Raw genomic sequence first — 13443 nt, 5'->3', positions numbered from 1 at the left:
CGGGCTACCGCCCGCCGGTGGTTACCGGCCCGCTTTGGAACTGCTTGAGAAATTGCGCGTCAGGCGTCAACACCAGCATCGGCTGACTCTCGGCCAACGCCTGGCGATACGTCTGCAACGAGCGGTACAGTTTGTAAAACTCCGGGTCCTTGTTGAAGGCCGCCGAGAGGATCTGGTTCGCTGCCGCATCCGCTTCACCGTGGGTGATCGCCGACTGACGCTGGACCTCGGAGAGCAACACCGTGCGATCGCGATCAGCCTTGGCCTGAATCTGCTGGGCCCACTCAAACCCTTGTGCGCGCAGTTCCTTGGCTTCGCGTTGGCGCTCGGATTTCATCCGGTCATAAATGGCCTGACTGGCCTCCAGCGGCAGATCGGCGCGGTGCAAGCGCACCTCCGTCACCTCGATACCCAATGACAGGGCCTTGTCGGCGACGTCTTTCTCGATGATCGCGACTTCTTGCCGACGCGCCGGCGATAACAACGAGCGCAGCGGAATCTCGCCCAGCTCTCGACGCAGCGAGGAACTGACCATTTGCGTCAGCTGCGCGTTGGCCTGCTCCAGCGTTCCCACGGCCTGATAGAAACGCAGCGGGTCGCTGATGCGGAAACGGCTATAGGTCTCGACCTCGATCCGCTTCTGATCGCCCAGAATGACTTGTTCGGCCGGGGACGCCAGGGTCTGTAAACGGCGGTCGTAGAACACAATCGAATCGCTGAACGGCACCTTGAACTTCAAGCCCGGCTCACCGGCCACGCCCATGGGTGCGCCGAAGCGGATAATCAGCGCCTGCTGCGATTCATCCACCACATACGCCGAAGCCCCCAGCGCCCAGAGCCCGAGCACTGCACTGACCATCGTCAGTCGTTTGATCAGCCGATTCATGGGCGGACCTCCTTGGCGGCTGATTTGCCCGCATCGTTCAACGGCAGGTAAGGCACCACACCGGACATGCCCTTGCCGGAGGAATCGATAATGACCTTGGAGGCTTTTTTCAGGACTTCATCCATGCTTTCCATGTACAGGCGCCAGGCGGTGACGTCTTTGGATTGCACGTAGCTGTTGTAGACCGAAAGAAAGCGCTTGGCCTCGCCCTCGGCCAGGTTCCCGACCTGAGCCTGGTAAGCCTCGGCTTCCTGGGTGATGCGCGAAGCGTCACCGCGGGCACGGGGGATGATGTCATTGGCGTAGGCTTCGGCTTCGTTACGGGAACGTTCCTGGTCGGCGCGCGCCCGTTGCACGTCGTTGAAGGCATCGATCACCTGCGGTGGCGGATCGACCCGTTGCAGTTGTACTTGTGTGATCAGAATCCCGGCCTGCTCGCGGTCGAGTAATTGCTGCAACAGGTCCCGGGTTTCATCGGCAATTTGCGCGCGTTTATCAGACATCACCGCCTGAATCGGCGTGCGTCCGATGACTTCGCGCAAGGCACTTTCGGCCGCAAGTTTTACCGAGCGCTCAGGATCGCTGATCTTGAACAGGTACAAACGCGCGTCTTTTATCCGCCAGAACACCGTGCAGTCGGCCTCGACGATGTTTTCATCGCCGGTCAGCATTTGTTTGTCGCGAGCGCCATTGCTGGCGGAGCCTTGGGTGCTGCTGCCGCTGCCCAGTTGCAACTGGTTGACCTGAGTAATCTTTGGCAGCAGTACGGTTTCGACGGGAAACGGCAGGTGATAGTGCAAACCGGACTCGGCGGTCTGCTGCCAGCGGCCGAAGCGCAGGACGATGCCCTGCTCGTCGGGCTGGACCTTATAGATACCCGAACTGATCCAGGCCAGGAAAATCAACCCACCGATCAGGGCCAGGCCTCGTCCTCCGAGGTCCATCACGGCCATGTCGTAACCGATCCGTTGACGCCACCGGCGCATCGGGCTGCCGGGTTCTACGGGAACATCTTCTGGAACAAAAGCGGGACTATCGGTCATGCAGTTGCTCCAGGTCTTCCACTGACAAAGACCCCACCGGCTGTGGGGCGATGCGCGCAGAGTATCCGAACGTAAAATCGGCAAAATGAAGATTTATTCATCTTGTCTGTACAAAAAACACTCACCTGCCGCCAGCCCTTGCCAGGCCTCGCTTGTAGCCATGTGCGCGCACGTTATCCACAGGCCGGTCCACAGTCTTTGGGGGCAAGTGCAAAACAGCGCGAGCCGCTGTGCACAAGGCTTTGCGAGCAGGTCAGAAAGTTTTTTGCTTGACCCTCAAGAGCCCACCGTGTAGCCCATGGCATTTTGCACGATCCACCGGGTAATCCGACGATGGCGCCAAGCCAGTAACGACGGCCCTCAGCCGAGTCTTTCCAGAGTTTAACCACAGACTTATCCACAGGCCGGCGCACGGTGAATCCGGCCGTTTTTGCTGACAACAAAAAGGTTGACAACGCCGGCTCATGGTCCGGCAAAAACGACTGATCAAAAAACAACCACAACTCTGCAAGCCACGGTTTCAAAGGCGCTCAGCCAGCTACTCCCACGTTATTCACAGCCAGCTCCACAGCAAACGGGGACAAGTCAAAACCGTGACAAAACAACTATTTGCAGCGGCTTTATGTCGCGGTTTGAGAGCTTGTGAATATTGTTTTCCACAATTTCCAGAAAGCACACAGAAACACCTGTTGGCGATACCTGTGGGAGTGAGCCTGCTCGCGATAGCGGTAGGTCAGTCAAAGTTGCAGTGACTGATCCGCCGCTATCGCGAACAGGCTCACTCCCACATTAATTCGTGGTGTTTTGGGGATGTAAAAAAGCCCCGGCGATTGCTCGTCGAGGCTGTGGATAGTTCAGCAGCGAATCAATGCCCGCCGAGATAGGCGTTACGCACCTCCTCGTTCACCAGCAGCTCCTTGCCGGTGCCTGTGAGGCGGATCTCGCCGTTGACCATCACGTACGCTCGGTCAGACAGCTTGAGCGCGTGGTTGGCGTTCTGCTCGACCAGGAAGATAGTCATCCCGGTCTTCGCCAGTTCCCGCAGGGTCGAGAAGATCTGTTTCACCACAATCGGCGCCAGCCCCAGGCTCGGCTCATCGAGCAATAACAACTTGGGTCGGCTCATCAATGCCCGGGCGATGGCGAGCATTTGCTGCTCGCCGCCGGACATGGTCATGGCCCGCTGGGTACGCCGCTCTTCGAGCCGTGGAAACAGCTCGAACATGCGCTGCATGTCTTCTTTGGCGTACTTGTCGCCAATCGGGATGGTGCCCATCAGCAGGTTTTCCTCGACGGTCATGTCAGGGAACACCCGTCGGCCTTCCGGCGACTGCGCAATGCCGTGGGACGCGATGTAGTGGGACGACTTGTGGGTAATGTCCACACCCTGATAGATGATCTGCCCGTCAGCCGCCCGGGGCTGGCCGAAGATCGACATCAGCAGGGTCGACTTGCCGGCACCGTTGGAGCCAATCAGGCTGACGGTTTCGCCTTCGTTGATGTACAGCGAGACTTTCTTCAGGGCCTGGATCGGCCCGTAGAACACGTCCAGCTCCTTGAGTTCGAGGATCGGTTGACTCATACCAACTCCTCTTCATCGGCGCCCAGGTAGGCCGCAATCACTTTCGGATCGTTGCGAATCGCATCAGGTCCGCCCTCGGCGATGACGATGCCGTGGTCCAGAACCACGATGTGGTCGGAAATACTCATAACCATGCCCATGTCGTGTTCGATCAGCACCACGGTCAGATCGTGCTCGTCGCGCAGCAGCCGGATCATCGCGCTCAGCGCTTCGGTTTCCTGAGGGTTGAGGCCGGCGGCCGGTTCGTCGAGGCAGATGATCTGCGGCCGCGTGCACATGGCCCGGGCGATTTCCAGACGACGTTGCTGCCCGTAGGACAGTTCGCCAGCCAGACGGTTGGCGCAGTCCACCAGGTCCACCACTTCCAGCCAGTAGAAGGCGTGGTCCAGCGCATCGCTTTCGGCCTTGCGGTAACCCTTGGTGTTGAGGATGCCGGCCAACATGTTGCGGTTGACCCACATGTGCTGGGCCACCAGCAGGTTTTCCAGCACCGACATTTCCTTGAACAGGCGAATGTTCTGGAACGTGCGGGCCAGGCCGGCACGGTTCACCAGGTGGGTGCCGCCGAACATTTTGTAGTACAGCCGGCTAAGGAAGGATTTCGGCGAGACGAAATCGACCGGTTTGAACGACTCACCCAACAGTTTGATGACGTTAGTCTGCTCGCCACGCACATTGAGTTCGATCTTGCCGCCCGAGGCCTTGTAGAACCCGGTCAGGCAGTTGAACACCGTGGTCTTGCCGGCACCGTTGGGGCCGATCAGGGCGAAGATCGAGTTGCGTTTGACCTTCAGGCTGACATCGCTCAGCGCCTTGATGCCGCCGAAGTGCATCATCAGCTTCTCGACCGAGAGTACGACTTCGCTCATGGCGCTACTCCTTTACGCGGGGTCACACCGGTACGGCTGATCCGAATCAGGCCGCGTGGTCGCCAGATCATCATCAACACCATCAACACGCCGAACAACAGCACGCGGTATTCCGCGAAGCCACGCAGCAGTTCAGGGGCGACGGTCAGCACGAACGCCGCAATCACCACGCCGATAGTCGAGCCCATGCCGCCGAGTACCACGATGGCGAGAATCAAGGCCGATTCGAAGAAGGTGAACGAGGTCGGGTTCACGAAGCCTTGATAGGTGGCAAAGAACACACCCGCCAAACCGGCCGTCGATGCACCGATGGTGAACGCAGAGAGCTTGACCAGCACATGGTTCAGGCCCATGGAGCGGCAAGCGATTTCGTCTTCACGCAGTGCTTCCCAAGCACGACCGACTGGCATGCGGGTCAGGCGATGCTTGATATACAGCACGGCCAGCACGACCAGGAACAACACCGCATAGATGAAGTAGTACTTCACGTCCGGGTTGTAGGCGATGCCGAAGAACTCATGGAACGGTATTCCGCCTTCCTTCGCTCTTTTGCCGAATTCGAGGCCAAAGAAGGTTGGCAACGGAGCCGCCATGCCATTCGGGCCGCCAGTCAGGGACAGCCAGTTGTTGAGGATCAGCCGGATGATTTCACCGAAACCCAACGTCACGATCGCCAGGTAGTCGCCGTGCAGACGCAGCACCGGGAAACCGAGGATGCAACCGGCAAGCCCCGCCGTGATTGCCGCCAGCGGCAGCACCGTCCAGAAACCCAGCCCCAAGTATTGATAACCGAGCGCCAGGCCGTAGGCACCGATGGCATAGAACGCCACATAACCGAGGTCGAGCAGGCCAGCCAGGCCGACCACAATGTTCAACCCCAGGCCCAGCAGCACGTAGATCAACCCAAGGATGACTACGCCCAGCAAGTACGAGTTGGAGAAGAACGGGAATACCACGGCAATGACGATCACCAGCGGCACAACCCAGCGCAAACGGGATTTGTAATCGGGCGGCAGTACATGAACCCCGGAGCCGGTGGTTTCAAAGCCTTCGAGGATTTTCAGGCCCCGGGGCGATTGCAGGAACAGGCTCAAGGCAAAGCGGCCAGCCATGACGATGGCGACCAGCCACGCCACACGGGTCGGCTGCAGGTTGAAGCTGTAGCCTTCAAGGACTACACCGACAATCGGGCCGAACACAATCAGGGCAACGAGGCCGGCAAGAATCGCGTCAACCAGGCTTCTTTTGACATCAATGGTTTTTTTAGTGGTTGAAGACATCGCTTACACCTTCGACACAAGAGGACGGCCGAGCAGGCCTTGAGGCCGAAAGACCAATACGAGAACCAGCAGCGAGAAGCTGAAAACGTCCTTGTAGTCCGAATTCACCAGGCCCGAGAACAACGACTCGGAAATCCCGAGGATGATCCCGCCGAGCATCGCGCCAGGCAGTGAGCCGATCCCGCCGAGTACCGCTGCGGTGAACGCTTTGATGCCGATGACGAAACCTGCGTAGAAGTCGAACGTGCCGTAGTTCATGGTGATCAGCACACCGGCCAGGGCCGCCATCGCTGCACCGATGATGAACACGTAGGAAATCACCCGGTCGGTGTTGATCCCCAGGATCGAGGCCATTTTGCGGTCTTGCTGGGTAGCGCGGCACATGCGGCCGAGCTTGGTGTACTTGATGACGTAGGTCAGCAGGCCCATACCGGCAAACGCTGCGACCAGAATGAAGATTTTGGTGTAGGTGAGCTGGACGAAGCCAGTGCCTATGTCGACGCGCCATGCACCGGTCAGCAGTGTCGGAACACCCTGTTGGCGAGCGCCCTGGGCGATCTGTGCATAGTTTTGCAGGATCAGCGAAATACCGATGGCGCTGATCAGCGGTGCCAGTCGTGTGGAGTTGCGCAGCGGTTTGTAGGCGACACGCTCGATGACCCAGCCATACACCGCCGTGACGACGATGGTGAAGATCAGTGTGCCGAGCATCAGCAGAGGGAAGGATTCAATACCGAAGTAAGCCAGCAGAGCCAGACTGATTGCCGCGAGGTAAGCGGAAATCATGTAAACCTCGCCGTGGGCGAAGTTGATCATGCCGATGATGCCATAGACCATTGTGTAGCCGATGGCGATCAGGCCATAGACAGACCCGAGAGTCATGCCATTGACCAGTTGCTGCAGGAAAATACCATCCATAACGCAATCTCACGCATTTGAGAGACTGCACAGAAGCGGTTTGCAACGGACCGGGGTTCAGCCGCCAGTGCAACACGGTTACGTGCAGCTCTACGAGAAAAGACAGACGGGCCTTCTGGCGGATACCAGTCAGCTAACTAACGGTGAACACAATTTTTGTGGCGAGGGAGCTTGCTCCCGCTGGGTCGCGTAGCATCCCCAACAACAGGACTGCTGCGCAGTCCAACGGGAGCAAGCTCCCTCGCCATAGACCGGTCACACGTTCATATCACTTCTGTTTTTCAAGCTGGTGGTATTTGCCGTCCTTGTCCCACTGGTAAACCACGTAGTCGGAGACTTTCAGGTCGCCCTTGGCGTCCCAGGTCTTCTCACCCATCACGGTTTTGACCGGGTGTGCTTTCAGCCATTTGGCAGCGTCTTCGCCCTTGTTGGACTTGGCGCCGTTGAAAGCAGCCGCCAGGGTCTGGACCGAAGCGTAGGCGTACAGGGTGTAGCCTTCTGGCTCAGTGCCGGCCTTGCGGAACTGCTCAACCACAGTCTTGCTGTCTGGCAGCAGGCGCGGGTCGGCACCGAAGGTCATCAGCACGCCGTCGACGTATTGCGGGCCGCCAGCGGTGGTCACCAATTCGTCGGTCACGATGCCGTCATCGGACATGAATTTCACGTCCTTGAGGCCTTCGGTACGCAGTTGTTTAACCAGTGGACCAGCCTCTGGGTGCAGACCGCCGAAGTAGACGACGTCGGCGCCAGCAGCGCGGATTTTGGTGACCAGGGCGCTGAAGTCTTTTTCGCCACGGGTCAGACCTTCGTAGATCACCGGGGTCACGCCGCGCTTGATCAACTGAGCCTTGGTGGCATCTGCCAGGCCTTGGCCGTAGGTGTCTTTGTCGTGGATGACCGCGACTTTCTTGCCTTTGAGCACGTCGACGATGTAGTCGCCGGCCACGATGCCTTGCTGGTCGTCACGCCCGCACATACGGAACATGGCGCTCAGGCCGCGTTCGGTAACTTGTGGGTTGGTGGAACCTGGAGTGATCGCGATGATGCCCGCTTCGTCGTAGATCTCGGAAGCCGGGATGGTGGATGAGGAGCAGAAGTGACCGACTACACCGGCAACCTTCTGGTTGGTCAGGTCCTTGGCGACCGTCACAGCCTGCTTCGGTTCGCAGGCGTCATCGCCCTTGACCAGTACGATTTTTTCCCCGTTGACGCCGCCCGATGCGTTGATAGCGTCGGCCGCTGCCTGCGCACCCTTCATGTATTGCAAGCCAAATGCCGCGTTGGCGCCAGTCATTGGACCTGCCACACCGATTTTCACATCAGCTTGTGCAAACGCAGAAATACCCAAAGCAGTTGCCACTGCGAGGGCCAGAAAGCCTTTCTTGTAAAACGTCTGGGACATGAGGTGGTGCTCCAAGGTTTTTTTAGTTGGCACTGCGACTTCTCTGAATGCTCAGAGCAAGGGCCGTGCCATCGGTTTTTTATTCTGAAAAAAGTCGCTGCTTTATTGTTATTTCGACTGTTTCGATCCCATTTTCATTGGGCGTGCAACCGTCTAAACCGCGGGAGGTGAAACCTTTTCTTTTTGAAGGCGCAACCCGCATGCGCCATCATTGCAACCGCGGCGTTAAACGACGTGCAACCAGCCTGTAACAACGTGCGTCACCGAAGTGCACACTGCTGGTGCGCAACTGCTACAACTCGCACCATTACAGGCTAGTCGCTGCGCGAAAAAGCGCCGCTTCCAGCAACAAAAATCAACAATCAAATGACGATCCGCAAGCACTGGCCTGCGTGATACAGCGAAAAACCGGCCTCATACAAGCAACTGCGCAGGCCAACACCCGCCAGCGGCTGCATCGGAGCGAACGGAATCGGTAGCGCCTGAGGATTTCCGTTACACAAATAGTCGGCAAAAGCTTTGCCTACGACTGTGCCAGTGGTGACGCCGCGACCGTTGTAACCGGTGACTGCCACTATTCCGGGCGCCGGTTCGAACAGGCGCATCAGATGATCGGGGGTAAAAGCGATGCAACCGGTCCAGGTGCACTCCCACTCAACCGGTTTAAGGTACGGGAAGTAATGCTGCTGAACCCGATCGGCCCAGGCCTTCAAGAACCAGGTCGGTTTCTGATTGCCGTTGCCGAGACTGCCGAGCAACAGGCGCCCGTCCTTGTCCCGACGAATACTGCTCAATACTTGTCGAGTGTCCCAGGAGCCTTGGCCGCCGGGCAGAATTTGTTGCGCTGCGTCTTCGGTTAGCGGCACCGAGGCCACTTGGTAGTAATAACCGGGGAAGAAGTTACGCCGCAGTTCTGTCCAGTCGCCTTCGGTGTAGGCGTTGGACGCGATCACTACCTGCTCGGCGAGCACCGAGCCTTGGGCCGTTTGCACCGACCAGCGTTGGCCCTGACGTTCAAGTCTTGTAACAGGCGAATGATCGAACAACTGACCACCGAGAGCGATGGCCGCTTTGGCCAGACCGGTGGTGTAGGCCATCGGGTTGAGAGTGCCAGCACGCCGATCCAGCAACGCGGCGGCGATTTTCTTGGTGCCAGTCGCTTGTTCACAGGCTTGGCCGGTCAACAGTTCAACTGGCGCCCCACGGCGTTTCCATTGTTCTTCACGACTGCGCAAGTCGGCTTCGCCACGGGCGTTGTGCGCCATGTGCAGCGTGCCTTCGCGGCGCAGTTGGCAATCGATGTTGTACTTATCCACAAGGCTGAACACCAGGGACGGTGCCGCACCGAGCATGCGGTTGAGCTGACTGCCCACCGCTTCGCCGAACCCGGCTTCGATCTCGTCCGGCGGGATCCACATCCCGGCGTTGACCAGCCCGACATTGCGTCCGGACCCGCCATGACCGGCGCGATGGGCTTCCAGCACGCAGACACTTTTACCCTGCTCCAACAAATGCACTGCCGCCGACAACCCGGTAAAACCGGCGCCGATGACACAGACATCGACCTTCACTTCACCCTTGAGCGCCGTATTGTCGGGCCTTTGTGGCGTCAGTTTTTCCCACAGACACTCTTCGCGTAACGGCATTGCCAGACTCCAATCAGAAACCTAACCAACACACCATTCAATTGTGGGAGCGGGCTTGCTCGCGAATGCGGTATCACATCCAACACTTTTGCTGAATGACACACCGCTTTCGCGAGCAAGCCCGCTCCCACACGGGATCACTGCTCGATTCGAGACTTAGTCGAACGTAATACCCTGAGCCAACGGCAACTCCAGCGAATAGTTCACGGTGTTGGTCTGGCGGCGCATGTAGCCGCGCCATGCATCGGAGCCCGACTCACGACCACCGCCCGTTTCCTTCTCGCCACCAAACGCGCCGCCGATTTCTGCACCGCTCGGGCCGATGTTGACGTTGGCGATGCCGCAGTCGCTGCCCACGGCCGACATGAATTGCTCGGCTTCACGCACGTCGGTGGTGAAGATGCACGAGGACAGGCCTTGTGGCACGGCGTTGTTCAGGCGCAGGGCTTCGGCGAAATCTTTGTAGCCAACCACGTAGAGGATCGGCGCGAAGGTTTCGTTGCAGACCACGTCGCTCTGCTCCGGCATTTCCACGATGGCCGGGGCCACGTAGTAAGCATTCGGGAATTTATCTTCCAACTGACGCTTGCCGCCAAACACCCGGCCGCCTTCGCTCAGGGCTTGCTCCAACGCGTCTTGCATGTTCTCAAAGCTGTGCTTGTCGATCAGCGGACCGATCAGGTTGCCTTCCAGCGGGTTACCGATGCGAACCTTGGAGTACGCCGCTTTCAGGCGAGTGACGATTTCTTCTTTCACCGATTCGTGGGCAATCAGACGACGCAGCGTGGTGCAACGCTGGCCGGCAGTGCCGACGGCGCTGAACAGGATTGCGCGAACGGCCATGTCCAGGTCGGCGCTTGGGCCGAGGATCATCGCGTTGTTGCCGCCCAGTTCCAGAATGCTGCGAGCAAAGCGCGCGGCGATTTTCGGCGCCACTTCGCGGCCCATGCGGGTGCTGCCGGTAGCGCTGATCAGCGCGACACGCGGGTCATCGACCAGTGCTTCGCCGGCGTCGCGGCCACCGATGATCACTTGGCTCAGGTGCGGAGGTGCGTCGCTAAAATTTTTCAGTACGCGGTCGAACAGTGCCTGGCAAGCCAGTGCGGTCAGCGGGGTTTTCTCCGACGGTTTCCAGATCACCGGGTTACCGCAAACCAGCGCCAGTGCGGTGTTCCAGGCCCAGACCGCGACCGGGAAGTTGAACGCACTGATCACGCCGACAACGCCCAGCGGGTGCCAGGTTTCGCGCATGTGGTGGCCAGGACGCTCGGAAGCGATGGTCAAACCGTACAGTTGACGGGACAGACCGACAGCGAAGTCGCAGATGTCGATCATTTCCTGAACTTCGCCCAGGCCTTCCTGGGTGATCTTGCCGGCTTCCCAGGAAACCAGCTCACCGAGATCAGCCTTGTATTCACGCAGGATGTCGCCCAATTGGCGTACCAATTCGCCACGGCGCGGCGCCGGAACCTTGCGCCACAGCTCGAACGCATGATCTGCGCGACTGATGTGCTGCTCGACTTCGGCAGCACCTTCCCAGTTCACCGCGGCAATCTGGCTGCCATCAATCGGCGAATGCACCGGCACTTTGCCGTTCTGGTACAGGGCCGGGTTCACACCTAGACGATCAAGCAATGCGGCAACCATGGGTTACTCCTCAAGCAGAAAACAGAAATCGTGCAGCCGGAAAATCACGACTGATCAGGCCTGTAGTTGTAGCTCCCCCGAGACGAGCCAACAAACGACCATTAAGCGAGATATCATTCCGTTTATTCATGCTTCGCAGTTGTCGGTAAAAGAAAAGCATAGAGCAACAAGAAAAAGGACCACCCATGCTGAATAAACGCTACCTGCCGTCGATCACTGCACTGCAGTGTTTCGAGGCCGTGACCCGGCATTTGAGCTTCACCCGGGCCGCCGAAGAGCTGAACCTGACCCAGAGCGCCGTCAGCAAACAGGTCGCGCAACTCGAAGAGTTGCTGCAGCACCTGCTGTTCCGCCGGGTGCGCCGACGCCTGCAAATGACCCCGGCCGGGGATTTGTACCTGGTGGAGGTACGAAAAATCCTCACTCAGGTCGAAATGTCGACCCATTACCTGCGCTCCTACGGCGGTGATACTGAAGTCCTGCGCGTCTCGACGCCGCCAACCTTTGGCGCACGCTGGCTGGTGCCACGCCTGAAAGGCTGGCGCCTGCGCCACCCCTCGATTCACCTCGATTTGTGCAGCGAGCAGGAAGCCGACGATTTGCTTCAAGGTCGCAGCGACCTGGCGTTCTACTTCGGCCAAGGCTCACGCCCCGGCACTGAAAGCCTGAAGCTGTTCGGCGAAGAGTTGGTGCCAGTCTGCGCACCGGGCAGCCTGCCGGACACGCCGTTCACCGACCCGACGCAACTCACCGACCTGGTCCTGCTGCAAAACGCCTCCCGGCCCCAGGCCTGGCACGATTGGTTCGACAGTCAGGGCTATCACACCGAGCACAGCTATCACGGCCCGCGCTTCGAAACCTTTTATATGTGCATCCGCGCAGCGCAAGTCGGCTGTGGCGTGGCGCTATTGCCGCGGTTTCTGGTGGAAGAGGAATTGGCCGACGGCAAACTGGTCATTCCCTGGCAGCATGCGATGCCCAGCTCCGACGCCTACTACCTGGCCTACCCGGAACATTCGGCAGAAGTGCCCAAGGTGCGGGATTTTGTGAAGTGGATGTTGGAGCAGATTGATAATCCGGATGCGCCACAACATTGAGTCCGCGCGCCATCCCTGTGGTGAGGGGGCTCGCCCCTGCTGGGTCGCGCAGCGGCCCTAAAACCTGCAACAGCAGTTGCGTGACTCATTTTCAAATCAAGCGATAACAAAAAGACCATCGACGACTTGGGTTTGAGCAAGACGCCCACGCAGGTCATCGTCGATTGTCGGATCATCCATGCTGTATAGCCGCACTCTGCGATACGCGTCAACTTGATCAATTTCCCGCCCTAGATACTCCCAAACAACCCTCGAACACGCAGGAGTGCGATGGTCAGCCGCCGAAACGCCCATCTTCAATCCATTGAGTCGGGTAATGCAGCTTTTGAAGCTCGGGATAAGAATGGTCTGACTGATCTCATTGGACGTCAGCGATTCATAATCGATGAGAAACAAGCGATCCTGAAGGTAGTAGGCAATCCCGACATATCGATACCGCTCAAACGCCCCACCCCCACCCGCTAACTGTAAGCGTTCATTACGCTCATATACGAAATGCTCTCCCTCCTCGTGCAAATGAACCAAGGAGCAAAGAATCGAACCGGGCTCCGTCATTGCGTGGTAGTACTCGTAGTAGTAACCCGTGTGGGCTTCTAGCTGCAACGATGACTGTTGACGAAGATGATCAAGCATCCGTTGCGGCGCAGCCACCTCCCTGGGAGAACTGATATGCCTCGCTTTGACGCCTATGAGAGTGCCGAATTGATCTGGCGGCAAATGAATTTCGGCTTCTTCAACTCCGAAAAAATCACAGATCCGCTTCAGATTAAAAGGTGTAGGAAAGCTGTTTCCTCCAAGGTATTTATTAAATTGACCACGATTAATGCGAAGTTTCCTACAGACTTCTGCGATGGATCGGTAGTGACTACAAAGCAGTTTTAAGTTAGCCGGAAGAAAATCACGCATACAGACTCACACAAAAATTACAGGAGACTCAAACATAGCAGCAACTCGCATCACTTTTAAGCAACTTGCGTAATTGCGCCCAGCGATAGATGACCGGATATTACGACACCTGAACGGCTTCAGGACTTACCGCATTACCCACTCGCCAGCACTCTTAAAATAGCAAG

At 58.1% G+C, this 13443-nt stretch carries 11 protein-coding genes; 1 reads left to right on the top strand and 10 read right to left on the bottom strand.

Annotated elements, in window-relative coordinates; genetic code table 11:
* Positions 1-4 precede the first annotated feature (4 nt).
* From hflC to RHM58_RS11430, 9 genes are all read right to left on the bottom strand, one after another.
* A complete protein-coding gene (hflC, locus tag RHM58_RS11470) occupies positions 5-886 on the bottom strand; it encodes a protease modulator HflC (protein ID WP_201255685.1) in 882 nt (293 codons plus the stop codon).
* Positions 883-1929, bottom strand: a complete 1047-nt coding sequence (gene hflK / locus RHM58_RS11465; RefSeq protein ID WP_322270410.1) for an FtsH protease activity modulator HflK — start codon at positions 1927-1929, stop codon at positions 883-885. The genes hflC and hflK overlap by 4 nt, the downstream gene beginning before the upstream one ends.
* An 865-nt stretch (positions 1930-2794) precedes the next feature.
* Entirely contained in the window at positions 2795-3511 is a 717-nt protein-coding gene (locus RHM58_RS11460; protein ID WP_201200173.1) for an ABC transporter ATP-binding protein, read from the bottom strand.
* Positions 3508-4380: an ABC transporter ATP-binding protein gene (locus RHM58_RS11455; protein ID WP_201189466.1), complete on the bottom strand. Its 873-nt coding sequence runs from the start codon at positions 4378-4380 to the stop codon at positions 3508-3510. Before RHM58_RS11455 ends, RHM58_RS11460 begins: the two co-directional genes overlap by 4 nt.
* Complete coding sequence (gene livM, locus RHM58_RS11450) at positions 4377-5660, bottom strand: high-affinity branched-chain amino acid ABC transporter permease LivM (protein WP_201200171.1); 1284 nt, start codon at positions 5658-5660, stop codon at positions 4377-4379. Before livM ends, RHM58_RS11455 begins: the two co-directional genes overlap by 4 nt.
* 3 nt (positions 5661-5663) lie before the next feature.
* Entirely contained in the window at positions 5664-6578 is a 915-nt protein-coding gene (locus RHM58_RS11445; protein WP_201189469.1) for an ABC transporter permease subunit, read from the bottom strand.
* A 268-nt stretch (positions 6579-6846) separates the two neighbouring features.
* Positions 6847-7980, bottom strand: coding sequence for a branched-chain amino acid ABC transporter substrate-binding protein (locus tag RHM58_RS11440; protein WP_201200169.1), 1134 nt, complete (start codon positions 7978-7980; stop codon positions 6847-6849).
* A gap of 362 nt (positions 7981-8342) precedes the next feature.
* On the bottom strand, positions 8343-9626 hold the full coding sequence (locus tag RHM58_RS11435; protein ID WP_322270409.1) for an NAD(P)/FAD-dependent oxidoreductase: 1284 nt from the start codon (positions 9624-9626) through the stop codon (positions 8343-8345).
* 156 nt (positions 9627-9782) lie between these two features.
* Positions 9783-11273, bottom strand: a complete 1491-nt coding sequence (locus tag RHM58_RS11430; RefSeq protein WP_201200166.1) for an aldehyde dehydrogenase family protein — start codon at positions 11271-11273, stop codon at positions 9783-9785.
* 185 nt (positions 11274-11458) lie between these two features.
* Between RHM58_RS11430 and RHM58_RS11425 the strand changes: the two genes are divergently transcribed.
* Positions 11459-12370: a LysR family transcriptional regulator gene (locus RHM58_RS11425; RefSeq protein WP_322270408.1), complete on the top strand. Its 912-nt coding sequence runs from the start codon at positions 11459-11461 to the stop codon at positions 12368-12370.
* A gap of 96 nt (positions 12371-12466) precedes the next feature.
* Here RHM58_RS11425 and RHM58_RS11420 read toward each other — a convergent pair whose 3' ends face one another.
* A complete protein-coding gene (locus RHM58_RS11420) occupies positions 12467-13276 on the bottom strand; it encodes a helix-turn-helix domain-containing protein (RefSeq protein ID WP_201255688.1) in 810 nt (269 codons plus the stop codon).
* Positions 13277-13443 lie beyond the last annotated feature (167 nt).

The organism is Pseudomonas sp. 10S4, from assembly GCF_034344865.1.
Classification (GTDB): domain Bacteria; phylum Pseudomonadota; class Gammaproteobacteria; order Pseudomonadales; family Pseudomonadaceae; genus Aquipseudomonas.
This window is presented reverse-complemented; position numbering and strand designations above follow the sequence as displayed.